Origin of the sequence: Echinicola strongylocentroti (genome assembly GCF_003260975.1) — a bacterium.
GTDB lineage: Bacteria > Bacteroidota > Bacteroidia > Cytophagales > Cyclobacteriaceae > Echinicola > Echinicola strongylocentroti.
In genome coordinates this window covers 1,120,365-1,145,893 of sequence record NZ_CP030041.1, presented here as the reverse complement: position 1 = coordinate 1,145,893, position 25,529 = coordinate 1,120,365, and the positions used below count along the sequence as shown (strand labels likewise).

The window sequence follows — 25,529 nt, the reverse complement described above, 5'->3', positions numbered from 1 at the left end:
AGTTGTACGGTTTCAGTTGAATAACAATGGAGAGGGATCGCTCCCTCTCCACTTGGTTTTAGACATCTTCAAGGCTTGCACCAAAGTTGATGTGTAAAACGTTCCCTGTTGGAGTAACAAGTGCAGGCACTGATTTTACGCCAGCTTTTTCTGCATCAGCTATCCGGTTTTTTGACTCACCCAAATGGATGATGTCCACCTCTGATTTGTCGATCAGCCCCAATAATTCTTCTTCTGCGTTTACACATACAGGACATCCTGCATGGTAGAATGTTGACTTTGCCATAGTTTTAAGAACAAATTAATTTCAGCGATATTGCTATTACAAAATTGTGAAACCTTACTTTTTATTGTCTGAACCAGAATGTTTATGTATCCCAATAAACTGGACCATATCGTAAGAATGGCTGATAAAAGAGGAGGGGATTACAAAGAAACTGCCATTACACGAATGGGTAGTAGGAGTGGCTCAATTAAACCAGCTAAGTTCACGGGGAATCAATATTTATCTTGGAACTTAATGAGATTATTGGCCAGGGGATTGTCATCTGGTACGCCGGAGAGATATAATTTGGGTTAATGGTTCAGCGACTGATTTTAATGAAATCCTGGGCGACTAAGAGCCCCCAGATTATGACCCTCAGGAACCAAAAACGGGTGCGTTTGAATGCCAATTAGTATGGACACGTCCATTATTGCTCCAAGGGTACGGTAAAATGGAAAATGGTGCCTTCTCCCACAGGGGACGCTGTCCGTATCCTTCCATTGTATTCCGAGAGGATGGTTTTATAATTTGGAGGTTGTTTGTCCCTGTTCAGGCGAAAGAAAGGTTGTAGATATTTTTAGGATATGCTTACCGGCTGGACAATGGATAGGCTATCGACGATGCCGGAACACAACTCCTTCAAAGCGATCTTTTCCTGCGCCCTGGACATTACGGTGGTTTTGGAATATTCCAAAATACCGTTTACCATTTCCAGGCTGTTTTGGTTCGGGGATTGGTAGAATAAGGGACTTGATGAAAAATGCCAAACTTCCGGAGCCCAGCTTCAAAACCGAGGGGATGTTTACAGTAGTACTGTGCAGGACTGTGGAGAAAACTGTGGGGATAATCCTGTCAGCAATGCAGGAAATGCCAAAATAGCCATAAAAGAACTTGGTAAGCTAACAGGATTGACTAGACAAGGAGTGGAATACAATATTAAAAAATTAAATGAGGAAGGTAGGATTGAAAGAATCGGCCCTGATAAGGGTGGAAGCTGGAAAGTATTGGGGAAATAAAGGGACAGAAAATAGCTAGTTAGGAAGCATGTCCTCCAATGTCAGTAGGGCGCTATAAAGTTTTTTGTCCATCAGTAGAGTCTTTGAAGTTTGGCGACAAAAAAAAGCTCCTTTGGTTTGTACTTCATTTGGCCATTGAAAAGTCAGGTATCCTTGCTCTGTATGAATGGCAATGGTGGTACCAAAGTAGTCCCAGTTTTTGGCCAGCCCTAAAGTGATCTTACCTTCTCCTCTAATGATCGTGGAGAGTTGTTGCTCTGCTATTCCGGATTTTGTAGAAAGTTCTGCAATACAAAGTTCGAATGGATCCATAAATTCCAGTTTTAGCAGTTCTCCGGGTTGGACCGTTCTTGACTTTTCCATTTACCAACCTTTTCGATAAATATAGGTGATTATCCCAAGAAACCTCAGGTAATGAAATGGGATTTTAATCAATAAGAATTCCTCGATGGCTCTGCCTCGGGGTAGTTTATTAGGTGTCCGAGCCTAAGCAAGGGAGCAGTCGAATATTTATACCTTAGGTTCAGCTTTTTGTAGGATAAACTGCGTTGAAAATTCCCTCAAATACCCGGGATTCCCCAAAAAGTGATTTGTTGCACATCATTAACAGGGCATTCAAGGGACAGCTTCCCAAGTGGTTCACCTCCATGACGGGATGTTTGCCGTCCTTTATGGAATAGACCAAGAAAAGGTCGTCCTCCCATTCATAGATCCCGATCCAGCAGGTGGCCCGGGTGGCCCGGTTGCTGAACCCCATTTCAACATCGGTGCCCAACAGGGCCCTGCTGACGACATAAAAATCAGAAAGGGGATAGGTGGGGGCCAACATGCCGTAACTGTCCAATAGCAGGGCGATGCGATAAATTTCCTCCATTTCTTCATGCGTGGGTTCCCGCTGTGCAAAGGTCCTGAAGTTGTGGCACAGGTTGATGAAATGTGTATGGTCAAAATCAATGGAAAAAAGCATGGGCAAGGAAGATAGTGCACTTTAAAATAACCGAAATTTTCCACAAGATCCGCATAGGGAGTTGTTGGTTTTATGGTTATATTGGTACTTCACCATCTTTTTAAGCCCATGTGTTACCATGTTTCCCTGCACAAGGACATCAAGGCCGTAGAAAAGGACTTTGGAAAGAAAGTGGCCGAACCGGACCTGTTCGAGCCGGGCTACGACCTCAACGGCTTTGCACAACCCTTCCTTCCCGTACTGAGTACGGCAGACCAGAATGCCATCCACATGTACCGATGGAAGCTCTTTCCCCACTGGGTAAAGGAAGAATCCGCCTGGAAGGCCAATACCCTCAATGCCAAGGGCGAAGAGCTCTTTGAGAAGGGTTCCTACAAGGCCTACTGGAAGAGCCGTTGCCTGGTGGTCTGTAACGGTTTTTTTGAGCCCCACCATCCGGACGGACAGAAAAAAGCCCAGTCCTATTTTATCAGGCCCAAAGAAGGGGACTATTTTACCCTTGGCGCCATTTATTCCGTGTGGAAGGACATGCCCACTTTCAGCATCATTACCGTTCCGGCCAATCCGCTGTTGGAAGGGATCCACAACGAAAAAAAACGCATGCCATTGGTGTTGGACGGGGAACAGGCAGAAGCTTGGCTCTTACAGGACCTGGACAAGGACGAAATGTCCGACCTGATGGTACCCTACCCCGATGACAGCAAGATGGAAGGCTACCGGGTGATCGACGGGGTGACCAATTCCCGCGTCAATACCAACGTGCCCGAAGTGCTCCAACCAATTTAGGGACAGGCTCCTCTACTTTTCCTTTTTCGCCAAAGTATGGAGGGTTGCCTTGATCTCCCTGACATCCCTGCCCATCTGCTCCATGGAGCTCATCGGGCCGGGGATGTTTTCGGTGAAATAACTGTGGAACTTCCATACTTCCAATACTTCCATCACATCCACTTCATAGGGCTCGTACAGGCTGTTGAGAGATTCCAGCAACAAACTCCTGTTTTTTTCTATGCGGTCGGTGACCAGTTTAAAACTGATGCCTTCCTCTTTGGTCACCACGATACAGGCTGTTTTCTCCTTTATCCCGCTCCAGTCCTGCAGGAACTCGGCAATCACAAAGGCCCCCTCGGGCACGGGAAGCATCGAGTCCCCTTCGGTGGGGAACATGCGGTATTTTCGGTTTACGTCCAACTGGGGCAGGTTGAACACCGGCAGTTTACTGATAAACCCCGGGTCACTGTGCCCCGACAGGTAGCCTGCCTTGGCCTTGACCGGGACGAGTTCCACATTTTCCTGGTTGTCGTTGTTGACAGTAGTGGCCAGGATGCGCATACTGCCTCCTTTCAGGTATACGTCATTGCCCGCCTCCAGGTCCCGCAGCTTTAGCTCGGAGAGTGTTGACAGGTCCACCTTCACCAGTGTATCGATGCTCATGCGGAAGAAGTCGGAGAACAGCACCATATCGGCCATGGGCGGGTTCTTGACATGGCCGTTTTCATGGGTGTTCACCTTGGGACGGGAAATGTCCAATTTTTCTGCCAGCGACATCTGGCTCATTTTCTTGCGCTTACGGAGGAATTTAATATTGGAAGACCAAAAAAAGCTTGTATTGTCCATGATTTATTGGTAATATTTAAAACATAATAATGTCGTAATTGTTACCAATTATACCAAAACGTTCGGACAAATGAAAAGGAATGTGGTGCATTTTGATCTGGACACCTTCTTTGTAAGTGTGGCAAGGCTGGGCAACAGTGCCCTAAAGGACAAACCGGTGATCATCGGCGGACACTCCGACCGTGGGGTGGTGGCCTCCTGCAGCTATGAGGCACGGAAGTTTGGCGTGCACAGTGCCATGCCCATGAAGCTGGCCCGAAGGCTCTGTCCGTCGGCAGTGTACCTGCAGGGTGACATGGACAGCTACAGCTATCACAGCCGTGTGGTGACCGACATCATCCGCAGCGAGGTGCCCGTCGTGGAGAAGGCCTCCATCGATGAGTTCTACCTTGACCTGACGGGTATGGACCGCTTCTTCGGCTGCAGCAGCTATACGGCCGAGCTCAAGAAGAAGATCCTCCGCGAATCGGGCCTTCCCATCAGCTATGCGCTGGCCTCCAATAAGCTGGTCAGCAAGGTGGCCACAGAGGATGCCAAGCCCAACGGACAGATGGAGATACCCTTCGGTTTTGAGAAGGGCTACCTGGCACCATTGGCCGTAGAACGGATGCCGGGCATCGGGCTGAAGACCTCTTCGCTGTTGCGGCGGATGGGAGTGGAAACCATCAAGCTGCTCTCCGAAATCCCCGAGCCCATGATGCGGAACCTGCTGGGCAAAAGCGGAATTGCCCTTTCCAAAAAGGCCAACGGGAAGGACGACAGCCCGGTAGTACCCTATACAGAACAGAAGAGCATAGGAAAGGAAGAGACCTTCGAAAGCGATACGATCAACATGGGCTTCCTGGGCGGGGAACTGGTAAGACTGACCGAAAGGGTGGCCTTTCTGTTGCGCAAACAGCAGCGGCTCTGTGGCTGCATTACCGTCAAGCTGCGCTATGCCAATTTTGATACCGTGAGCCGGCAGGCCGTGCTTCCCTATACGGCCAATGATGATGTGCTGCTGGCAAAGGCCAAGGAGCTCTTTGCCAAGCTCTATGATCGAAGGATGCTGGTACGCCTGATCGGGGTAAAGGTCAGCCACCTGGTGGGCGGGTTCCAGCAGATAAGCCTGTTCGAGGATACCGAGGAGAACGTGCGGCTTTACCAGGCCATGGACACGATAAGGAGGAAGCACGGGTCGCATGCGGTCATGAGGGCAGTGGGGAAATTGGAAGGGAGGTAGGAATGTACCTGAACTGCAAGACCTATTTCAGCTACCGTTACGGTACCATCGGCACCCAAGAGCTGGTGGACATGGCCGTGGCACGAAAGGTAAGATCACTCGCACTGACCAATATCAACAGTACGGCCGATGCCTGGGACTTTGTGGACTTCTGCAGGAAATCGGGCATCAGGCCCGTCCTCGGAGCGGAGATCCGCAATGGCAACAGGCTGCTGTACGTGCTGCTGGCCAAAAACGATGAAGGGCTGATGCAGGTCAACCGCTTTCTTTCTGAACACCTGATGGAAAAAAGGGACTTTCCCAAAAGGCCGGACGTACAGGAAGTCTGGACCATCTATCCCTTTGGCAGCCTTGGCCCCGAGGACCTTGGGAACTGTGAACTGATAGGGGTAAGGAGGGAAGAACTGTCCCGGCTCTACGGATGTCACCCTGAACGCCACCCGGACAAGTGGGTCGTGCTCCAGCCGGTGACCTACCAGGACAGGACAAGGTACAACCTGCACAGGATCCTTCGGGCCATCGATGGGAACACGCTGCTTTCCAAGCTTGGTTCCGGTGACATTGCAGGGGAAGGGGAGCATTTTCCTACTAAACTGGAGCTGTGGAACGCCTTTGGCGAATATCCTGAAATGCTGCAGAATACCCTGCGTGTCATGGAAAGCTGCTCGGTGGACATGGAACTGCACACCGACAAGAACAAGAAATATTTTACCTCCTCCAAGGAGGACGACCGCATCCTGTTGGAGAAGTTGGCCATGGAAGGGCTTGCCCTGCGCTATGGACGGGACAATACACCGGCCCTGGAACGGGTAAAAAAGGAACTGCGGATCATCAATGAGCTGGATTTCAATGCCTATTTCCTGATCGTGCTCGACGTGGTGCGCTACGCCCAGCACCGGGAATTCTTCTATGTCGGCAGGGGATCAGGGGCCAATTCGATCGTGGCCTATTGCCTGAAGATTACCGATGTGGACCCCATAAAGCTGGACCTGTACTTCGAACGTTTCCTGAACCCGCACCGCACCTCGCCCCCCGACTTTGATATGGACTTCAGCTGGCAGGACCGTGACGAGGTGATCGACTATATCTTCAAGCGCTACGGCCGCAACCACGTTGCCCTGTTGGGTATGTTCTCTACCTTTCAGGGACGGGCCATCATCAGGGAGCTGGGAAAGGTCTTTGGCCTGCCCAAGCCGGAGATCGACCAACTGGTCAGCCGCAGAAAGGATGCTGCACCGCCCGAAGACCGTATCCAGCGGGCCATTCTCAAGTATGGGGCATTGATGCAGGACTTTCCCAACTACCAGAGCATCCACCCGGGAGGCATGCTGATCAGTGAACGGCCGATATTCCGATATACCGCCATGGAGCGGCCACCAAAGGGCTTCAACACGGCACAGGTGGACATGTTCCTGGCAGAAAAGATCGGGCTGTTCAAGCTCGATATCCTCAGCCAGCGGGGACTGGCGCATATAAAGGATGCCATTGGGCTGATCAGGGACAATCGAGGGGAGGAAGTGGACATCCGCCAGGTGGAGAAGTTCTTTCGGGATCCGAAAGTGGCCGACCAGATCAGGAGGGCAGATACCATAGGCTGCTTTTATATCGAAAGCCCTGCGATGCGGCAGCTGCTAACCAAGCTCAAGTGCGACGACTACCTGACACTGGTGGCGGCAAGCTCCATTATACGTCCGGGCGTGGCACAATCGGGCATGATGAAGCAGTACATCGAGCGCTTCCACAACCCTGGAAACATTCCCTACCTGCACCCCAAGATGGAGGGACTCTTGAAGGAAACCTATGGGGTGATGGTCTACCAGGAGGACGTGATCAAGGTTGCCCACCATTTTGCGGGGCTTGATATGGGCGAGGCAGACATCCTGCGGCGGGCCATGTCGGGCAAGTACCGCTCGCACAACCGCTTCAAGCTGATCGAGGAGAAGTTCTTTGCCAACTGTCGTGCCCTTGGCCATCCCGAGCACATCAGCAAGGAGGTCTGGAGGCAGATGGAATCCTTCGGTGGCTATTCCTTTTCCAAGGCCCACTCTGCCTCCTTCGCCGTGGAAAGTTACCAGAGCCTGTACCTGAAGACCTATTATCCCCTGGAGTTCATGGTGGCGGTGATCAATAACTTTGGTGGCTTTTATGGTACCCAGTTTTACTTCCATGAGCTCAAAAAGGCAGGGGGAAAGGTCTTGCCTCCCTGCTTGAATACAGGCCAATACCTGACATCCATTGCAGGGGACCAGGTAACGGTGGGCTTTGTACATGTGCAGAACCTCGAACGGAAGACCATTGACCACTTACTGGCCGAACGGGAAAGGAATGGGGAATATCTGGGATTAGTGGATTTTATGAACCGTATCCAAGTGGATGCCGAGCAGCTCAATGTCCTGATCAGGGTAGGGGCACTCAGGTTTACAGGTATGGATAAAAAGGAACTGCTCTGGCATGCCAATTTTAAGCACAAACGCATGGAGAAAGTACCAACAAGTGCAGTCATGTTTGAAGAGGAAGCCTTGGACTTTAGCTTGCCCCGGTTTCCCAAGAAACCCCTGGAGGATGCCTATGACGAGATCGAGCTGATCGGTTTTACCCTGGGCGATCCATTTGAGTTGGCCGATGATGACAGGACAGGGGTGGTCTATGTCCATGAGCTTCCCAAGCTGGTGGGCCGGCAGGTCTGCCTGTTGGGACACCTGGTGACCACCAAGCCCGTCAGGACGGTAAGGGGAGATTATATGGCATTCGGCACCTTTCTGGATGAAAAGGGGGATTGGCTGGATACGGTACATTTTCCACTCGTGCTAAAGAAATACCCTTTCCACACCGGAGGTTTTTACCGGATATATGGCAAGGTGACAGAGGAGTTTGGGGTGTATGCAGTAGAGGTGAGGGACATGAGAGGGGTAGGGTTAAGGAAATAAAGCAGGCGGTCTCCGTGCCGCCTGCTTAAATAAATGGTTGTTAATCTTTTACGCACCTGATAGGGTAACCATATTCTCCGTTTTCGGGTGCCATTCTTCTGGTTATGCCATGGATATCACCATTGATATTTCGGTAGATTTTTTGCACATCAATTGAATCACTGTAGTTTGGAGACCAGAAATAAGCCATATAGTGCTCGTTGGGCCAATCAGATTGGAAGTAATCTCCTTCCATGTACATGTAGGTTCCCCGGATAGCGGATAATCCTGAAGCATTTGCCAGTGATGAGGCTGTATCCAAAGGCCAGGTATAAGGATCTTTTAATTGGGTGCCGGCAAAGACATCTGCTCCTCTAGTGGACCCGTATTCGAAAGCATCCAGTTCCGGCGCAGTAATTCCCAATTCACTTTCAAGCGCTTTCCAGTCCTGGTCAGTGGAGATGTGCCAACCACAAGGGCAGATGTTCCGCTCGTCTGACAGAACAGCAGCACTGTATAATGGATATTCCCCGTTCAAGGTTCGAAGATAGGAATCTTCGTTCATATCCAAGCCACTGGAATAGCCTATGGTGATGCTGTCACCATTACAGAATTGCGTGGACCGAAGATCTTGGGCCATCCAATATTGGTCACCGATTTTGACAGTGGTATAGGTGTGGCCGGAGGCATCGGTGACCGTGCCGTGCTGCAGGTCAAAATCATATTCCATCAAGCGGAATTCACCCAAAGCAAGTTCGATAAAATTGACCTCTCCTTGGGGGACCAAGACATTAAAGTGATAATGGTCCCTGCTATTGATGAAGAAATGCTTTCGCAAGGTCTGCTGGGTAAAATCCTCCTGCACCTCCAAGGTCCTTCCCGTTATGTCCTGGAAGTCATTTTCCCAAGCGTAGATATAATAGGTGTTGGTCTCAGGATCCAGCACCAGGTCCGTGCCATCAAGTTTTGCACTCAGGACATGGTCTTTTTTTACGGTCACCAGCCCAAAATAGGTGTGGCCTTCCAAGGCGATGTCCTGACTGGTGGAGCTGACCTCAAAGTCGGACCAGACCTCATAGGGGAGAAAATACTCCATATCAGTACCTTCCACTTGGGTAAGGATGGTGTAGGAACCCATGGGCAACTGGATCTGGGGAGGGGTGGAGAAATCATTGGGGTCATAGCCCAAAATGTATTCTTGGCCCGTTTCTTCATTGGTAATGATGAAAGCGGCCGAATCCGGGAAGATATGTTCCCATTCACTGGTAACGGCCTGGCGCTGGTTTGGGGAACTGCTTCCAAAAGGTGCGATATTTATGCCGGTTATACTGACGGATCCCATGGAAGGGGTTTCCGTACCTTCCTGCACGCAGCCCGTGGCAACTGCGATCAACATGGCGAAAAGAATGAACTGTTTTTTCATAAGTTATATGGTTTGGTTATGGGAAAAGGTTAATTCCATGGATTGGGACAAAAAACGAGATCTATGCCCATCTGGCATAAAAAAGTTTTTCTGTTGATTCAGATGTTTGTGAATAATTAAAAAAAAATGTTTCGTTTAGTAAAAATATAATATTTCGTATAAAAAATATATCGTAAATATGATAATGTAGTTGAAAAAAGGTTATTTAGGTGTGAAATTAAATAATATGTAAGTAGTTGAAATGGAGCGGATTAATGTTTATCCTTGAAAGACTAAGTGCTTTCGGTTAGAGAACTATGCGCTATTTAGGTCACTTCGTTTATCTTTTAGATAATACCGGATCCAATATGGACCAAATACCTGTTGTGTTCGAGGTTGGAGATTAAACCTATGAGGCCCCGTGGTCTTTATCATTGAAGCGTATGCTATTTACAATACGTCGATAGCATTTCATCAGCTCTTTTGTTGGATTTTATACGGTTCCAATCTTCACAGGCCTTTTCCAGGAGGCCCAAATGGAAATAACAAAGTCCTCGGTTAAACAGGGCATCGTCACTGTCTTTTGTTTCCAGACTGCTGTCAAAGTATCTTATGGCCGCATGGAAGTTCCTTTTTCCCATTTCCTCTAACCCCGCTCTAAAGCTGGAATAGAAATTCAGGAAGTCATTGCTGGAAATAAATTTAAACTCAAATGTGCGTAGCACCCCTATGTTTTGACCATTCAACTGTGCCGGTAAAAAATAATTTTCAGCTTTATACACAGCTTTGGTGAACTGGCGATCAAACTTTTTGTCAATTCCCATATGGATTGTCAGACTATCAATCTTACCATTTTCACTGACAATGAAGGTAGCAAGAAGGAAGCCATTTTTTGATTGGTGTTGATCATAGGAAGGGATCTGCATTCTTAAGAATTCCTGAAAGTTTTCATCTGCATTAAATATGGCCCTTATTTTTTCACTCTCCTTATAGACCTTTGGAGTATCGCTAATGATGGTTTCCTTCTCCAATGGGAGGCTGTTTTGGTATATGTTCTCCTTAACCAATTCTAACTTTACCGCATTCCCGTCAAAACCGGAAAGTCCTTCTTCCAGAACAGTCAAGGTGTCCTTGGCCACAGATAGGATTTTATAGTTAATGAACCCAATTTGAAGGCTTTCTCCTTGCTCATTAAAGTTGAAGCGGAGGCCGTTGCTGAGGGGATCAGAGGTCTTAAAGGCAATACCGTTTTCTTTAAAGGTGAACCTTAGATAACTGGATTTTAAAATATGGCCTTCCGGTAGTGGCTTCCCAGTGCTATAGGTTGCATTTACCTTGACCCAGTTTCCTAAAAGGACTGATGCATCATCTTGGCCATTTGCTAAGGAGAATTGAATCAATAAAAGTATGGTGAGTAGTAGTGTCTTCATTTAGAGTAAGTAGTATATGTAATTCTTAATATTGAGACTGTAACCTATACACTCCCTCTTACCGTGGAACATACCGAATAGTCATAGCATGTATTTCCCCTCTTAACATGCCAAATATTTTTTTCTTTAATTTTTATATCGGCGGTAATCCCAATTCCTTCAAAAATTCATTATGCGTAGAAGTAGCCTCTTCGATAGTTTTATTAATTTCTACAAGTTTTTTGTTGACGCCCTTTAAATCAATTTTAATTTCATCTTCTGCTGTGCTCACATATCTCGAGATATTCAGATTGTACCCGTTCCTTTCGATTTCTTCCATTGGAACCCTGCGGGCATAACGCTCCATTTTAGTTGGTCGAGTTGCATAAACATCTACAATTTTCTGAATGTGATTAGCTTTGCCGTCCTTCCCGTCTCCAAGTATATTTTGACGTTTTCCTTTCACATAGTGCTCAGTGGCGTTGATGAACAGCACATCATCCTCTTTCTTGCATTTCTTCAAGACTAGAATACAAACGGGTATACCAGTAGAATAGAACAGATTGGAAGGCAAGCCAATGACCGTGTCAATATGATTGTCTTTGAGTAGTTTGGTACGGATGCGTTCTTCTGCTCCACCACGGAACAGGACACCATGGGGCAAAATGATGGCCATGGTACCTTCTTGACTTAGGAAGTGAAAACCGTGCAACAAGAATGCAAAATCAGCGGCTGACTTGGGTGCTAAACCGTAGCTCTTGTAACGGAAATCTTCTCCCATGGCTTCATTGGGTTCCCAACGCAAGCTGAAAGGCGGATTGGCAACAATCGCGTCAAACTCTGTTTTTTTGGATGGGTTCATTTCATTCAAAATGTCCCATTGGTTTTTTAAGGTGTCCCCATGGTAGATTTCAAATTCGGTGTCCTTCATACCATGTAAGAGCATGTTCATTCTTGCCAGGTTGTAGGTGGTGATGTTATTTTCCTGTCCGTAGATCTTACCAATCGTGCCTTTGCCATCTGTTTGTTCCTTGAGCTGATTGCGCACATTCAGGAGAAGTGAACCCGAACCACAGGCAAAATCCAATACTTTATCCAACTTTTGTTTTGGGCCAGTGGATGGATCTTGACTATCAAGCGTTACTATCTTAGAAAGAATAGTAGAAATCTGTTGGGGAGTATAAAATTCTCCGGCTTTTTTCCCTGAGCCTGCGGCAAACTGTCCAATTAGGTATTCGTAAGCATCTCCAAGCGTGTCTGTATCGGTAGAGAACTCGGCTATTCCTTCTGAAATCTTTTGGATGATGGTGCAGAGCTTTTTATTCCGGTCTGCTGGTGTCCTGCCAAGCTTTTCTGAATTCAAGTTGATTTCGGAAAATAATCCCTGGAAAGAATTAGCAAAGGATTCATTCTCTATATAACGGAAACCTTCTTCTAAGGTGATAAGCAAATCAGGGCTTTGCGTTCTTGCGAGTTCGGTGATGTTACTCCACAAATGCTCAGGTTTAATGACGTAATGCACCTTTCTACGCATCTGTTTTTCAAATTCAGATACATCAGTTGAATTTTCATGGTACCATTTAGCCAAAGGAGAAACAGGAATACTCTTTGTTTTTTCCAAATCTATTGAGTTCTCAAGGTTTTCATGAGAACGCATTCTTTTTTCGAATTCTATTTCAAAATCAGATTTTTCAATCGTAACAAATAAATTTTCTGTTGGATAGTCTCTTCCAAGTTCTCTTTTGGCCGATTCTTCATAGTTTTTAGACAAATAGCGCAAAAACAAAAACGAGAGCATATAATCGCGGAAGGAATCCGCATTCATAGCACCACGCAGGTTGTCTGCTATGGCCCAAAGGGTTTTCCCTAATCTATCTTGATCTTTTTGTGTCATACTTCTTCTGTTGGAATAACTTCGTTAAATATTTCAGGGAATCTGAATTGGTACTTATCTGTAAACCCTTTTAGTATTTTTTTGAATAAATCTTTAGTGTCGGGTGTCATTGGTGAAGGAGCAAATATGGAATACTTACCGTGACTGAGTAATTGTACTGCTCTGTGAAAAAGGATATCATCTTCCAACCCATGAATAACTTCATCAATCTTTCTGTAACCAAAAAAGCTTACGGCTTTTTCCATTACAGTCCTTAATCCATTGAAGTGATAGGTATGAATAACATCTGATTCAGCAACTCTTTTCAGTTCGCTCAATAAAGCAATGTGGTGAAAAAACGGTGTGTCTTCTGTGTCTTGCAATTTATAATCCAGTAGGCCATTTGAATGAAGGAAATATGTTTTCCGCTTCATCTTTAGTTCATTATACATCACATTAAAAAAAAGACTGTGGTGAGTCGACAAGACTACTTTTACCTTTCGATCTCTTTCAACTTTCTTTTTCTCCCCAGCTTCCTCAATTTCCTTATATATCCCACTTTCCATAATTGTTGCTAAACCACAGGCTAATGCAATGGCATTATTTTCGTCTAACGAAGAAATAGGGTCGTCAATGTAAACATACTTTACCCAGTCATAGCCTTCAGCACCATCAATGGCTAATTCATAAATAGCGAGAAAAAAACACCAAATAAATAGATTCTCTTCACCTCTGGATATTTTTATATTTTCAACATTCTGCGCTACTCCATCTACCAATTCTTCTCTTATAAACCTAATCGCCCAGTAAGTTTCGGGATTTTCTTGACCAGCATCAGTTGGTTTTACGTAATTAAAGTCTGTCACAAAGTTGAAGTCACTGTAATTATGAAGTATAGGGCGAATTTTGTTGTCTATATCTAAATTCTCAATACCACCGAAAAACTTAGAGTGCTTGTTCAGCAAAAGTACTCTATGTTCATCGCTATCTAAATCATTATCCCAAGAGAATAAATCTTCCGTAAAAGCATTAAAGTATAAGGTATCACGCTTTAATTCTTCGGTTGTAAATGCACTGCCCTCTTCATCTGTTATAATATTATCTTCTTCATCAACTAGGTTGTTCTGGACTGTTTCTTTACCCATTTTTTTAAACTCCATGGATAAACGTGTCTTTCCAGTTCCATTGTGAGCATAGAAAAGAATCACGTCCTTTTGCTTTCTATGATCTCCTGTAAGATACTTTCGGAATTCGGAAGCTACGTCCGCTAGTTTATTAAAATTTGTTATTATTGCCATCTCTTAATTCTCAATTTTTGGAAACAAGCCTTGCATCAAGCCCTTTTTATGCTGCTGCAATTGCTCGATTTTCTCCCGCTGGGCGGATATGAGTTCATCTACAGCCGAAAGACAGGAAGCAATTTTTTGTTGTTCTTTTTTCGATGTTTTAGGTAAAATGATACTATAGACTATTTCACTGCTTATATTTTGCACAATGCCACCTGCTGCATATTTTTTATATTGACTTTGAGTGTATTCTGAATTAAGTAATTGCAATAAAAATTGCTTGTCAAAGAAATCTTCGTACTCTCTCAAGACAAACCATCCATCATAAATACAGCCTTCAACTTCCAATATATATGTACTACCATAACTCATTGAGTTTGCTAGAATCAATTCTCCCTTTTTTACAGGTCTTGATTTTTTGGCTCCTTTAGGTGTAATTTTTTCTGAAACACTTCTTAATACAAAGTCAGTTACAGAACTTGTGTCTCCGATTTTAATCCAATTAACACCTGATTCGCTTTGGGTTAAGAACTCTTTAATTGGGCGTGGTGAACTTCCACGATAAAGCTTGATGAATTTCGAAAACTGCTTTAGTTCCCACTCCCCATCACCTTCAAACTCAGGAAAACAAACTTTAGGAACAGTCGCGCCTTCTTGTGGGAAAAGGTTTTGCAGCAAGCCTTTTTTATGGTCTTTGAGGGCTAGAAGCTTGTCCTTGTGGGCTGCTATCAGCTCATCTAAAGAGGAAAGGCAGGAGGCGATTTCTTGTTGTTCTGGGATTGATGGAAGTGGAATTTCTATTTCTCTTATAATTGACAAATTCAGTCCTCCTCTACCTCCTTGTCCTGTGGATAGACTTCTAAGTTTTTGATACAATGAGTCAATCTTGTGAAATAAGAACTCGCTATCAAATTTTTTCTGGTTTGGATGAATGGCGGCAATCGACTGGTTTGTACATAGCTCAATATAATTGATAGCTGCTGTACCTCTTGTTTTTCCTTGGCCAGCTAATCCAATTAATACACACAATGGTGGGATTTTTTTTGTGCTCGATTCCTTTAAACCTATTTCAGTTATTTTGTTTTCCACGGCATAGACCCTTTTTAAATTAAGTTCTCCAGAATTCATCCACGGAATATTTCCACCCCAATATTTAGTTTCACCACTACTGGGGGTTCCGCCTGCACTTACTTTTGCAATAGATCCTATGCTTTTCTTAATCCATTCTCTATTCTCCTTGAATTTAGGAAAACGCAAACTAGGTAGTAATACTTTCTCCTTATTCATAAGCGGCTAATCCTGATATTTCACGCCCTTGGGCTAATTTTTTTAATTGGGGAACCACGTCTTCCATCAAAGCCAGTTCTTTTGTCCTGCGTTCTTTCCAGCTCAATTCCAAAGGCTCCAATAAATCGGTGAGTTTTTCCCCATCAAAAATCATTCGCCCCATAATTTTCTCTACAAATGTTTTCAGGTCTGCCGTTTGCAGACCGTGCTTATTGGCAATGTCTGCCAATTCTTTGTCGTACTTCTCTACTTTATAGGTTTCAAAGTTATTTTTCAGCTCTTCGGCAGTTTGCCCTATAGTCCAATCCACCTGCTCAATATAGTCGGTCAGGTCTTCTTCTTCGTCCATAAGGTTGGCATTGGATTTCAGCAAGCTAATCACCTGCGTCTTTGTCATTTTCTGCTTACTCGGCTTCTTTTGGGTGCTGTCGGCAATCAGGCTCATGATGTAGTCGTAATCAATCACGGCAGAAGCAAAGAGTACAAATTCAAAATCCAGTTGCTGAATGTCATCCGGTGCGCCTTCACCTTCTTTTTGCTGAATTTCCCGCAGTTGCTTAGCGGTTTCCAAGTACGAGCTGCGGAACTCCTGCAAGGTTTCTTTGGGCAAGATTTTTTCAATTTTTTCTTGCTGTGTTTCATCCAAATCGGTGTATTGGTCGAGTTGGGTTTTAATCCGCTGTACTTCTTTGAAGTTTTTCACAAAAGCAATGCGAGCGGCATCTCCTTTCAGGTTGTACACTTCCTGCGGTTCACTTACCAAATTGTGCTCTTCCATAAACACACCGAGTTTTTCCACCGCTTCCTGGTATTTGTCAATCACCACAGGCGCAGGATCCACCATCCAAATTTCTTTGGCCTTGCCGTCTTCTTCGCCAGAGAAGAGCGTAATAGCTTGGTTTACGGCTTCATGTTGTGAACGGAAATCCAAAATATTACCGTAAGGCTTGGTGTCGTTAAGTACACGGTTAGTTCGTGAAAATGCTTGAATCAGTCCGTGATATTTCAGGTTTTTATCCACGTACAAAGTGTTCAGGTACTTGCTGTCAAAACCCGTGAGCAGCATGTCCACCACAATGGTGATGTCAATCTTGTTTTTGTGCGGATAGTCCTTGTTGCTGTACTTTTGGTTTTTGATGCGGCTTTGCACATCCTGATAGTACAGGTCAAAATTGTTGATGTTGTGGTTGGTGCCGAATTGCGTATTGTAATCCGCAATGATTTCCTTCAAGGCTGCTTTTTTCTCTTCAGGATTCTGTTTGTTGTCTTCCTTTTCCTGAGCCAAATCTTCCTGAATCTGCTGAATGTCTTTATTTCCTTCTGCAGGTGGCGAAAACACACAAGCAATATTCAGGGGAATAAAATCAGGGTTCTCCGCCTGCTTTTGCTTTTGCAGTTCTTTGAACAAACGGTAATACTCTATCGCGTTATTGATAGAGGCAGTCGCCAGCACGGCATTGAACTTTCGTTGGTTAGTGGCCTTATCGTGTTTGTCAAAAATAGCTTCTGCAACGGCTTTTTGAGCTATGGCTTCTCCAGCCTTGGCATTTACGGCACCTTCACCCTTATAATAGTCGATATGGAACTTAAGCACGTTGCGGTCGTCTATCGCATGGGTTATCGTATATTTTGGCAATTCATGTTGAAATATACTTTTTGTGGTTTTTAGCGTTTTCTCATTTCCATTAACCTCAAAATATGTTGCATTGTCTTCGAAAATGGGCGTACCTGTGAATCCAAACAGCTGCGCATAGGGGAAGAACTCTTTGATGGCCTTGTGGTTCTCGCCAAACTGCGAACGATGGCACTCATCAAAAATGAATACCATGTGTTTGTCACGCAGTGGCTCTAAGCGTTCCTTGTAGTTTCGTTTGTTGGTGCCATCCAGTGCCAGTCCCAATTTTTGGATGGTGGTTACAATCACCTTATCGGCATAGTCGGTTGAAAGCAACCGCCTTACCAAGGTTTCGGTATTGGTGTTTTCTTCTACACTGCCTTCCTGAAATTTGTTGAATTCTTCGCGTGTTTGGCGGTCAAGGTCTTTTCTGTCCACCACAAAGAGGCATTTTTCAATCTTCCTATTGTCTTTTAAAAGGGTAGAAGCTTTAAAAGAAGTCAATGTTTTACCACTTCCCGTAGTATGCCAGATATAGCCATTCCCACGGCTTTGTCTTACACAATCATCAATTGCTTTTACTGCATAGATTTGGTACGGACGCATCACCAACAGTTTCTGCTCCGTCTCCACCAGCACCATGTATTTGCTGATCATTTCACCAAGCGTACACTTTTTCAGGAAGCGTTCGGTAAAGTCTTCCAGATGCTTGATTTTGTTGTTATTCTCATCTGCTAAATGATAGATGGGTAAAAACTGTTCATCGGCATTGAATTGGAAATGCTGCTTTTTGTTATTGGCAAAATAGATAGTATTGGAACGGTTGCTCACAATGAACAACTGCATGTAGCACATCAACGAATTGGCATAGCTATTGCTAGGTTCATTTTTATAGTCCACGATTTGCTGCATGGCTTTTCGTGGGGAAATGTCCAAGCGTTTCAATTCCACCTGAACCACAGGCAATCCGTTTATCAGCAGAATGATGTCATACCGTTGATTGCTGTTTTCGGTATTCATCCGCAACTGGCTGATGACTTCAAAATCATTTTTACACCAATCTTTGTTGTTCACCAAAGTGTAATGCAACGGTGTTCCATCTTCACGTTGGAAAAACTGTTGTTCCCTCAGTTTCTTGGAAGCTATAAATACATCTGGCTCAATAATGTCTTCCCGCAATCGCTTGAACTCACTATCCGACAACCGCACACGGTTAAGTGCTTCAAACTTGGATTTGAAGTTTTCTTCGAGGGTTCGTCTATTGGTAATATCAGGTCTGTGATTGTATTTTTGTGCTTTGAGCTGATTAACTAACGATTCTTCTATTTGAAATTCTTTGGTCATTAATTGTTGCGTATAAGAAATTTAGGGGGATTTTAACCGCTCAGTTTTAATTATTGAACCTTAAAAAACTAATATGAATTTACTAATTATTACCAAGCTTTCAACAAGGAATTTAATCTTATTGGTGAGGTAAGGTTAATCCTTCACAAACAACTTCCAATAATTCGCTAGGTTTCATTCCGATAGCCAAGGCAATTAAGTAAAGTTCATTTGCTTTAAGGTTTTTAAGTTTATCATCTTTCGTAGCATATTGACCTATTCTATTTTGACCAATACCTGTTTTCCTTGAAACCTCCGCTTGGTTAACCGAGTTTTCATCGAAGAGTTTACCTAATTTGGTTCTATTTGTACCTTTCTTCATGATATTAATGTAACAACTAAGTATAAATTTTTAAAAAGTTTTCTTTCTTCTTTTTGATATATACCTAAAATAGGTATATTTATACCTGATAACAGTATAACTCATTATGAGCAATACCAGTAATTCAACAAAAATTGTGATTTCATTTGACAATCTAGATGAAGGAAAAAGAATTAGAAATGGTCTATTGGGAATTTTAGATCAAATCAAAATCAGAAATTGCAAACCTCAAATGAAAGAAAACCTGAAAAATGTTTATGACCTTTTAGATCAGCTAAATTATGCCTTGAATAATCATGAAAGTCATTAAGTTGATAGAAATCACCATCTACGACCTCGTCATCAAGACGAAGCCGAAAAACCCTATATAACCTATTGGGGAGGCGTCAGCGGTTTGCTGTTGCTGGGCGTTTCCCTTTCCCACCTCATCCTTGTCTGCTTTTCGGCAAGTGATTTTTGGCCGCCTGCGGGAGGCTACGCATTGCTGATGACTTTTCCGGTCGCCCGGGATATCGGAAGGTGCAGCAAGATTCAATCAATTTCTTATAACCTGTAGAAAGAGGAAAGCCTCGAAGGATACTTGACCTAACAACCCTCGTAGAATTGGGTTACGCTCCTCAATACACTATATGATTCCTCTCCAATTCATGGGGAGGCTAGGAGGGCTAAGTTGATAGGTTAGACCTCTTATTAGAATTTCGCCAGGCCTTTCCATTCCTTTCTACACAACCTAACAAAGCATGAAAAAAAGAACGTTTTTGTGCTTCCTGGCATTGCTGTGCCTTTTTGGAAGCCATTTGGAACTGTACGCTAAAGTTGCGGCCGGATCACCCGGGGGAGTGGGATATCCTGCTCTCCCTTCCGACACCCTTGAAATAGGGGATAGGCTGCCCTTTGGCAAGTCCTTCAATCGTACCTATAACCATGGTGGCAAAAGGTTGTCGCTGGATGATTTTGAAGGGCAATATATAGTGCTGGCCTTTTGGTCATCGGTCTGTAGCAGTAGTACCCATGCGCTGGCAAATCTGGAAGGATTACAAGAAGAATATGCGGATAAAATCCAGTTTTTGCCTGTCACCATGGATGAGTCCAGGAAGGTGGCCGAAATACTGGAAGGCTATCCCAATCTCCAGGCCGTGGACCTACCGATGGTAGTGGGCGAGCGGGGCCTGTTGCGCAGTTTTCCGCACAGCACTTTACCGCATTTTGTGGTATTGGATGCCGATAGGGAGGTGGTGGCCATTACGGGACTGGAAGACCTCACTGCTAAAAATCTCGATACGCTATTGGCTACCGGTGAGACCTCTTTTCGGCTGAAGGAGGATATACGTATCCCTTTTGAGAACTCCGAGGGCCTGATCAGTGGCAATGAACAGATTCCCGATAAGAATATTGGCTTCCAGTCAGCGCTGACCCGTTATATTCCCGGTGTCCGTGGTGCCCAAATGGTATCCGATGAGCGCGGTGGCCATATCCAATTGGTCAATGTGCCGCTTTATAAACTGTACCGTGTGGCCTATTCCGGAAAGGACCTGGCCAATTATTTTGGTGATAACAGGATCATTGCCGAAGGGTTTGGGGAAGAAGAGCTGTTTACCGATCGCACGGGTATTGATTACCTGGAATGGATGGAAGCAGGAGGCCATGTTTATGGCTACGAACAGTTGAGTCCACCGGGCATGGACAAGTTTGCCATGATGCGGGAGGACCTTGACCGCTATTTTCCGCATATCGAAGCCCGGGTGGAAAACAGGGAGCGTGAAGTCTGGGCAATCGTCAAAAAAGAAGGGGCCAATTTTCCGCCCTCTACTGCCGAGAAAGTATGGTATGATGTCAAACCTACCGGTATCCGTGTTGACAAATCCACCCTCACTGGTTTTGTTTACTACCTCAACCTGTATTTTATGCAGAATAGTGCCTATCCGGTCATGGACCTTACGGGCATCGACTATCCCATCGACTTTGAGGTAAAGGCCTCTCTGGCCAATCTGGAAAGCCTTCGGGAAGGCCTTAATGCGATTGGGCTGGAACTGGTCAGGCAAAAGGCCATCATTCCAGTGCTTGTATTGAAGAAAACAGGAACCCCTAAAGCCTTTATGCCATGAGGAGATATTTACTGTTAATGGGCCTTTATTGGTTAATGGGACTGAACCTAGCTTTTGGGCAAGGGCTTTCGGGAACTGTATTGGACAGTGGGACGGCTGCGCCAATACCGGGCGCTTGGATCAAAGTGGTGGACAGGCCACTTTCCACCGTCAGTGATAGGGCAGGGGAGTTTTCACTGGACCTTGCAGATGGAGAGTACGAGATCAGGTTTGGGGGATTGGGCTACCAGACGCAGACCTTGGACGTGGACATTCCTGTTGATGGATTTACAGTGGCGTTGGTGCAGGAAGAAATCGCACTGGCGGGAGTGGAAGTACTGGCCACGGGCTATCAGGAAATCCCCAAATCAAGGGCTTCGGGTTCTTTTGTGAGCCTGGACGAGGAGCTGGTCCAGCGCCGGGTAAGTACCAACCTGGTCGACCGCCTTGAAGATGTTACCTCTGGACTGATCATCAACCGTTCCGGCGATGTCGGGCGTGACCCCATTTCCATCCGGGGCAGGAGTACCCTTGGTGCATATGCATCACCCCTTATCGTGGTGGACAACTTCCCTTATGACGGGGAGCTGTCCGATATCAACCCCAATGATGTGGAAAGCATTACCGTGATGCGGGATGCCGCAGCAGCTTCCATTTATGGGGCCAGGGCCGGTAACGGGGTGATCGTGGTCACCACCAAGTCGGGCAGTCGCGATTCGCCTACCCAAGTGAGTTTTTCGGCCAATGCCAATTGGATCCAGGCCATGGATCCCTATTGGAACCCCGTACTTTCGGTGGACGATTATATCGATGTGGAGCAGCAACTGTTTGAAGAGGGTTTTTACACGTCCTCGGAAAATAACGTGCGCAATCCAGTACTGAGCCCAGTGGTGGAAACCTTGATATTGGAACGGGATGGCATCATCGGCTCGCAGGAAGCCAACAGCCTTATTCAAGGATACCGGGATGTCGACCTAAGGGAGGACATCTCCCAATACATGCTCCGGCCACAGCTGAACCAGCAATACAGCCTGGGCATCAGCGGGGGAGCCAAACGCCATGCCTACCGCATTGGTCTGGGGCTGGACCAAAACCGGGAGGGGACCGTTGGCAATGACAACAGCCGGATGACCCTTGACCTGAAGAATACCTTTGGCCTGATGGACGACAAACTGACCATTGGAATGGGCATCAACGGAGTAAGGAACCGGAAGGAAGACCAACAGATGGGCATTTCCGATCTGGTGTTTGATCCCGTTGGGGCCGTTTATCCCTATGCGCAGTTGGCCGATGACAGTGGGAATCCATTGCCGATCTACCGGGAGTACCGCCAACAGTTTAAGCAGGAGGCTGAGGCCGCAGGGCTGCACAACTGGGACTTTGTGCCCTTGGAGGAAATCGGCAGAATGCCCGAGGTGACCCTTTCCAATGTATGGCGGTTGAACACCACCATTTCCTACCAGCTGAACAAGGACCTGTCCGTGGATGGCCTCTACCAATACTGGACCGACCAGCAACACAGGGAATCCCAATATGCACCAGAGAGTTATATGGTACGTAATATGGTCAATCGGTTTACGGCGGTGGATGAAAGTGGAAACCTGGACAAGGCCGTTCCTGATGGCGGGATCTTGGACAACAGTGTCCGGGGATCGCATAGCCATTCGGCCAGGATACAGGCCAAATATGGCCACCAATGGCAGAAAGGCTGGGAGCTTCATGGCCTACTGGGGACCGAACTAAAGGCGGTGAGATCAGAAGGACACAATACCCGCTATTATGGTTATAATGAAAACAGGGCCATCAGCCAACCAGTGGATTATATCAGCCGTTTTCCCGTGTATGACAATCCCTTTGGGACGGCACAAATTGCCAATGTGGACGGTCACTCCCTTACGCAGGACCGCTTTTATTCCTTTTATGGCAATGCCTCCCTGGAGTACCAAAAAAAGTACCTGCTTACCGTAAGTGCCCGAAAGGATGCCAGTAACCTCTTTGGGGTGAATGCCAACCAACGGGCGGTTCCCCTGTGGTCTGCAGGACTTGGCTGGACCATCAGTGAGGAAGATTTTTATGGTTGGGAACAATTTCCTTTCCTCAAATTGCGGCTCAGCTACGGCTATAATGGAAATGTGGACCGAAGCCTCACCGCCTTTACCACCGCCAGGATGGTAAGCTTCAACCCCATTACCCGCATTCCCTATGCCCAGATCATCAATCCACCCAACAGTGAACTGCGATGGGAGCGGATCAAGATCGTCAATGCAGGACTGGATTTTGAAAGTCGATCGGGAAGCTTTAAAGGAAGCCTGGAGTTTTACCGAAAAGAAGGCCTTGACCTTATCGGGACCAGTTCCTTTGCCCCTTCCACCGGAATAACACTCTTTACGGGAAATAACGCCTCCACCCTGACTACAGGTTATGACCTGAACCTGGAGTACAGGAAGGCCTTTGGCAACTGGCAATGGTCATCGGTGCTGTTATGGAGTGGCCTTAAAGAAGAGGTGGTATCCTATGAAAATGAAATTCCGGTCACCACTTTATTGGACTACAGTGCTTCCGGGCAGGGCGGGCAGTATTTTCCCATCGAAGGAAGGCCTTTGTTCGGCGTGTATTCCCTTCCCTGGGCAGGGCTTGACCCGGATACGGGGGCACCCATTGGACTGTTGGACGGGGAGAAGAGCCAGGATTACGCCTCCTTGGTCAATGAGGCGAGCTTGGAATCCATCATCTATAATGGGCCTGCGCGTCCCACCACCTTTGGGGCATTCAGAAATACAGTGAGCTATAAAGGCTTTAGCCTGTCGGCCAATATATCCTTTAGACTGGGGTATTATTTCAAGAAGACTTCTGTGCAGTACAACTCCATCATGCTGGGCAGGGGAGGACACCGGGATTATGGTGACCGATGGCAGGAACCCGGTGATGAAGGGCATACCCATATACCTTCCCAACCGGAGGCCCGGAACACCTTTCGGGATACCTTTTACCGCAACAGTGCGGTACTTGTGGAAAGCGGGGACCATGTGCGCCTGCAGGATATCAGGCTGGGCTATGCACTGCCCAAGGGGTGGCTGTCCAAAGCTTCCGTGCGTCGTGCCCAACTGTACCTGTACGCCAATAATGTGGTGATGATCTGGCAGGCAGCAGAGGGGAACTGGGATCCTGATTACGGTACTTCCAAGCCCCTACGGAGCATTGCCGTGGGGATTAACCTGGATTTCTGAGGAATTGCATAGTGCTCCGCCTGTCATCTATCATTTATCGGGTTATACTAAAAAGGTAGAGGGCGGGGCCTATGTTTTCCTTCATCATATGAATTATCCAAAAGCCCCTTACCGCACACTTTCTTCATATGTGATCATTCATAGCCGCGGGACAAGTTTCCAGACGGGAAACAGGGGCTTTTATCTTTTTACAATTAGGGGAAAGGTGACCTTGGCGCCTTTCTGCTTAACCTTAACCATTCCAGTTATGAAACATCGAATAAACCATTTCCATAAAATTATGATCATAGCCCTGATACACCTGTTGAATTCCTGTGATGCCTTTTTGGATCCCAGGCCGGACCGTAATGTCGTGGTGCCCGAAACCCTAGAGGATATCCGCGCCCTGTTGGACAATACCGTGGTGTTTAACCTCCAGCCCGGATTGCCCACCATTGCCACCGATGAGTTTTATACTACCGATGAAGGTTGGGAAGCCCTTTCCAACCCCGCAGAACAGGCCACCTACCTTTGGGGGGGCGATCCCTACCAGGGCGGGGTGACCAATGTGTGGACAGGACCTTACGAACAGGTCTTTTATGCCAATGTAGCCCTACAGGCACTCCAAGAGCTGGGCGGGGAAAAAGTGAATGAATACTACGAACTGATGGGAACGGCACATTTTCACAAGGCCTATGCCTACAGCCAATTGTTGCAGGTGTTCACAGCGCTCCACCGGCCGGATGGCAGCAATGAAGATGCTTTGGGAATTGTCCTTCGGGCAGGGCCAGATGTCCAGGTGACTCCGCGGCGGGCCAGTTTGGCCAGAAGCTTCAATGCACTATTGGACGATCTGCAAATGGCCATGGAATACCTTCCCGAACAATCGTCCATCGCAAGCAGGCCTACAAAAGCAGCAGCCTATGGATTGCAGGCAAGGGTGGCCATGATGATGCAGGATTATTCTTTGGCCCGGGAGGCTGCCTCCGAAGTGCTTGGTCGACATACAGTCCCGCTGGATTTTAATACCCTGGATATGACCGCATCCCGACCCTTTGAGGATTTCAATGAGGAAGTGGTTTTTTATGCCCACCTGCAAAATTACAGCTTTATGAATGCCAACTTGACCTTTGTCGATCCAGGGTTAATGGGGAGTTATGGAGAAGGGGACCTTAGAAAACAACTCTATTACACCCTTACCGAAGAGGGGGACTACCAGTTTACTGGAAAACTGACGGGCAACAGCCGTTTTTTCGGTGGGATTTCCGTTGGCGAGATGCTCTTGGTGGCCGCTGAGGCCAGCTACCGTACAGGGGATGGGAGCAGGGCCAAGACCTATTTGGAGCAATTGATGGAAAACCGATATGAAAAAGGAAAAGCTCCTTCCTTGGAAGGGGTGGACGACGAGAACCTGTTGGTTTTTATTCTTGATGAAAGGAGAAAGGAATTGGTGGGCAGAGGGCTGCGCTGGTTTGACCTTAGAAGACTTAACCAAGATCCCATTACCGCAAAGACCTTGCAGCGTACATTGGAAGGTCAGGAGTTTATATTGGAACCAAAAAGTGAAAAATACATTTTTCCCATTCCACCTGAAGAGATCAGGGAATCGGGCATTGAGCAGAATCCCCGATAGCAAGGTAAATACCCAAGGCCGATCGGCCTTGGGTAAGTT

20 protein-coding genes are annotated in these 25,529 nt (G+C 46.3%); 8 read left to right on the top strand and 12 right to left on the bottom strand.

Translation table 11 applies throughout. The features are described 5' to 3' along the window. Positions 1-58 precede the first annotated feature (58 nt). Both DN752_RS04425 and DN752_RS25105 read right to left on the bottom strand, forming a co-directional pair. Positions 59-286 (bottom strand): thioredoxin family protein, encoded by a 228-nt coding sequence (locus DN752_RS04425; RefSeq protein WP_112782864.1) that lies wholly within the window; start codon positions 284-286, stop codon positions 59-61. Positions 287-842: 556 nt separating this feature from the next. Further along, positions 843-974, bottom strand: coding sequence for a hypothetical protein (locus DN752_RS25105; RefSeq protein WP_262511693.1), 132 nt, complete (start codon positions 972-974; stop codon positions 843-845). A gap of 106 nt (positions 975-1,080) precedes the next feature. On the opposite strand from DN752_RS25105, the gene DN752_RS04415 reads away from it, so the two are divergent. Further along, positions 1,081-1,281 carry a winged helix-turn-helix transcriptional regulator gene (locus DN752_RS04415; RefSeq protein WP_112782862.1) on the top strand — a complete coding sequence of 67 codons (201 nt, stop codon included), beginning with the start codon at positions 1,081-1,083 and terminating at the stop codon, positions 1,279-1,281. A 15-nt stretch (positions 1,282-1,296) separates the two neighbouring features. Here DN752_RS04415 and DN752_RS04410 read toward each other — a convergent pair whose 3' ends face one another. Further along, complete coding sequence (locus DN752_RS04410; protein ID WP_112782861.1) at positions 1,297-1,644, bottom strand: helix-turn-helix transcriptional regulator; 348 nt, start codon at positions 1,642-1,644, stop codon at positions 1,297-1,299. 160 nt (positions 1,645-1,804) lie between these two features. Continuing rightward, a complete protein-coding gene (locus tag DN752_RS04405; RefSeq protein WP_112782860.1) occupies positions 1,805-2,248 on the bottom strand; it encodes a hypothetical protein in 444 nt (147 codons plus the stop codon). A 108-nt stretch (positions 2,249-2,356) separates the two neighbouring features. Here DN752_RS04405 and DN752_RS04400 point away from each other — a divergent pair, with 108 nt between their 5' ends. Further along, the gene (locus DN752_RS04400; RefSeq protein WP_112786414.1) at positions 2,357-3,034 is read left to right on the top strand and encodes an SOS response-associated peptidase; all 678 of its coding nucleotides are present in this window, start codon (positions 2,357-2,359) and stop codon (positions 3,032-3,034) included. 12 nt (positions 3,035-3,046) lie between these two features. Here the strand turns inward: DN752_RS04400 and DN752_RS04395 are convergent, their stop codons facing one another. Beyond that, positions 3,047-3,862, bottom strand: coding sequence for a helix-turn-helix domain-containing protein (locus DN752_RS04395; protein ID WP_112782859.1), 816 nt, complete (start codon positions 3,860-3,862; stop codon positions 3,047-3,049). A 70-nt stretch (positions 3,863-3,932) separates the two neighbouring features. On the opposite strand from DN752_RS04395, the gene dinB reads away from it, so the two are divergent. Next, positions 3,933-5,084 carry a DNA polymerase IV gene (gene dinB, locus DN752_RS04390; RefSeq protein ID WP_112782858.1) on the top strand — a complete coding sequence of 384 codons (1,152 nt, stop codon included), beginning with the start codon at positions 3,933-3,935 and terminating at the stop codon, positions 5,082-5,084. A 2-nt stretch (positions 5,085-5,086) separates the two neighbouring features. After that, positions 5,087-8,011 (top strand): DNA polymerase III subunit alpha, encoded by a 2,925-nt coding sequence (locus DN752_RS04385; protein WP_112782857.1) that lies wholly within the window; start codon positions 5,087-5,089, stop codon positions 8,009-8,011. Positions 8,012-8,051: 40 nt separating this feature from the next. Here the strand turns inward: DN752_RS04385 and DN752_RS04380 are convergent, their stop codons facing one another. From DN752_RS04380 to DN752_RS04350, 7 genes are all read right to left on the bottom strand, one after another. Next, positions 8,052-9,413, bottom strand: a complete 1,362-nt coding sequence (locus tag DN752_RS04380; RefSeq protein WP_112782856.1) for a fibrobacter succinogenes major paralogous domain-containing protein — start codon at positions 9,411-9,413, stop codon at positions 8,052-8,054. A 425-nt stretch (positions 9,414-9,838) separates the two neighbouring features. Then, a complete protein-coding gene (locus DN752_RS04375; protein ID WP_112782855.1) occupies positions 9,839-10,822 on the bottom strand; it encodes a tetratricopeptide repeat protein in 984 nt (327 codons plus the stop codon). A 133-nt stretch (positions 10,823-10,955) separates the two neighbouring features. Continuing rightward, the gene (locus DN752_RS04370; RefSeq protein WP_112782854.1) at positions 10,956-12,695 is read right to left on the bottom strand and encodes a type I restriction-modification system subunit M; all 1,740 of its coding nucleotides are present in this window, start codon (positions 12,693-12,695) and stop codon (positions 10,956-10,958) included. Next, positions 12,692-13,972 (bottom strand): AAA family ATPase, encoded by a 1,281-nt coding sequence (locus tag DN752_RS04365; RefSeq protein ID WP_112782853.1) that lies wholly within the window; start codon positions 13,970-13,972, stop codon positions 12,692-12,694. The genes DN752_RS04370 and DN752_RS04365 overlap by 4 nt, the downstream gene beginning before the upstream one ends. Before the next feature lie 3 nt (positions 13,973-13,975). Then, positions 13,976-15,247, bottom strand: a complete 1,272-nt coding sequence (locus DN752_RS04360; protein WP_112782852.1) for a restriction endonuclease subunit S — start codon at positions 15,245-15,247, stop codon at positions 13,976-13,978. Continuing rightward, positions 15,240-18,206 carry a type I restriction endonuclease subunit R gene (locus DN752_RS04355; RefSeq protein WP_112782851.1) on the bottom strand — a complete coding sequence of 989 codons (2,967 nt, stop codon included), beginning with the start codon at positions 18,204-18,206 and terminating at the stop codon, positions 15,240-15,242. The genes DN752_RS04360 and DN752_RS04355 overlap by 8 nt, the downstream gene beginning before the upstream one ends. 118 nt (positions 18,207-18,324) lie before the next feature. Further along, positions 18,325-18,567 (bottom strand): helix-turn-helix domain-containing protein, encoded by a 243-nt coding sequence (locus tag DN752_RS04350; protein WP_112782850.1) that lies wholly within the window; start codon positions 18,565-18,567, stop codon positions 18,325-18,327. Between the two features lie 106 nt (positions 18,568-18,673). Between DN752_RS04350 and DN752_RS04345 the strand changes: the two genes are divergently transcribed. The 4 genes from DN752_RS04345 to DN752_RS04330 all read left to right on the top strand — a co-directional run bounded on the left by DN752_RS04345 (position 18,674) and on the right by DN752_RS04330 (position 25,490). Further along, entirely contained in the window at positions 18,674-18,877 is a 204-nt protein-coding gene (locus DN752_RS04345; protein WP_112782849.1) for a hypothetical protein, read from the top strand. Between the two features lie 430 nt (positions 18,878-19,307). Next, positions 19,308-20,672, top strand: a complete 1,365-nt coding sequence (locus tag DN752_RS04340) for a TlpA family protein disulfide reductase (RefSeq protein ID WP_112782848.1) — start codon at positions 19,308-19,310, stop codon at positions 20,670-20,672. Then, the gene (locus tag DN752_RS04335) at positions 20,669-23,878 is read left to right on the top strand and encodes a SusC/RagA family TonB-linked outer membrane protein (protein ID WP_112782847.1); all 3,210 of its coding nucleotides are present in this window, start codon (positions 20,669-20,671) and stop codon (positions 23,876-23,878) included. The genes DN752_RS04340 and DN752_RS04335 overlap by 4 nt, the downstream gene beginning before the upstream one ends. Before the next feature lie 247 nt (positions 23,879-24,125). Next, complete coding sequence (locus tag DN752_RS04330; protein WP_162633115.1) at positions 24,126-25,490, top strand: RagB/SusD family nutrient uptake outer membrane protein; 1,365 nt, start codon at positions 24,126-24,128, stop codon at positions 25,488-25,490. Positions 25,491-25,529 lie beyond the last annotated feature (39 nt).

What these genes read in the sequence shown, in the direction of transcription:
- DN752_RS04425 (WP_112782864.1), bottom strand. Translation starts at nt 286, where the DNA reads ATGGCAAAGTCAACATTCTACCATGCAGGATGTCCTGTATGTGTAAAC.
- DN752_RS25105 (WP_262511693.1), bottom strand. Translation starts at nt 974, where the DNA reads ATGGTAAACGGTATTTTGGAATATTCCAAAACCACCGTAATGTCCAGG.
- DN752_RS04410 (WP_112782861.1), bottom strand. Translation starts at nt 1,644, where the DNA reads ATGGAAAAGTCAAGAACGGTCCAACCCGGAGAACTGCTAAAACTGGAA.
- DN752_RS04405 (WP_112782860.1), bottom strand. Translation starts at nt 2,248, where the DNA reads ATGCTTTTTTCCATTGATTTTGACCATACACATTTCATCAACCTGTGC.
- DN752_RS04400 (WP_112786414.1), top strand. Translation starts at nt 2,357, where the DNA reads ATGTGTTACCATGTTTCCCTGCACAAGGACATCAAGGCCGTAGAAAAG.
- DN752_RS04395 (WP_112782859.1), bottom strand. Translation starts at nt 3,862, where the DNA reads ATGGACAATACAAGCTTTTTTTGGTCTTCCAATATTAAATTCCTCCGT.
- dinB (WP_112782858.1), top strand. Translation starts at nt 3,933, where the DNA reads ATGAAAAGGAATGTGGTGCATTTTGATCTGGACACCTTCTTTGTAAGT.
- DN752_RS04385 (WP_112782857.1), top strand. Translation starts at nt 5,087, where the DNA reads ATGTACCTGAACTGCAAGACCTATTTCAGCTACCGTTACGGTACCATC.
- DN752_RS04380 (WP_112782856.1), bottom strand. Translation starts at nt 9,413, where the DNA reads ATGAAAAAACAGTTCATTCTTTTCGCCATGTTGATCGCAGTTGCCACG.
- DN752_RS04375 (WP_112782855.1), bottom strand. Translation starts at nt 10,822, where the DNA reads ATGAAGACACTACTACTCACCATACTTTTATTGATTCAATTCTCCTTA.
- DN752_RS04370 (WP_112782854.1), bottom strand. Translation starts at nt 12,695, where the DNA reads ATGACACAAAAAGATCAAGATAGATTAGGGAAAACCCTTTGGGCCATA.
- DN752_RS04365 (WP_112782853.1), bottom strand. Translation starts at nt 13,972, where the DNA reads ATGGCAATAATAACAAATTTTAATAAACTAGCGGACGTAGCTTCCGAA.
- DN752_RS04360 (WP_112782852.1), bottom strand. Translation starts at nt 15,247, where the DNA reads ATGAATAAGGAGAAAGTATTACTACCTAGTTTGCGTTTTCCTAAATTC.
- DN752_RS04355 (WP_112782851.1), bottom strand. Translation starts at nt 18,206, where the DNA reads ATGACCAAAGAATTTCAAATAGAAGAATCGTTAGTTAATCAGCTCAAA.
- DN752_RS04350 (WP_112782850.1), bottom strand. Translation starts at nt 18,567, where the DNA reads ATGAAGAAAGGTACAAATAGAACCAAATTAGGTAAACTCTTCGATGAA.
- DN752_RS04345 (WP_112782849.1), top strand. Translation starts at nt 18,674, where the DNA reads ATGAGCAATACCAGTAATTCAACAAAAATTGTGATTTCATTTGACAAT.
- DN752_RS04340 (WP_112782848.1), top strand. Translation starts at nt 19,308, where the DNA reads ATGAAAAAAAGAACGTTTTTGTGCTTCCTGGCATTGCTGTGCCTTTTT.
- DN752_RS04335 (WP_112782847.1), top strand. Translation starts at nt 20,669, where the DNA reads ATGAGGAGATATTTACTGTTAATGGGCCTTTATTGGTTAATGGGACTG.
- DN752_RS04330 (WP_162633115.1), top strand. Translation starts at nt 24,126, where the DNA reads ATGAAACATCGAATAAACCATTTCCATAAAATTATGATCATAGCCCTG.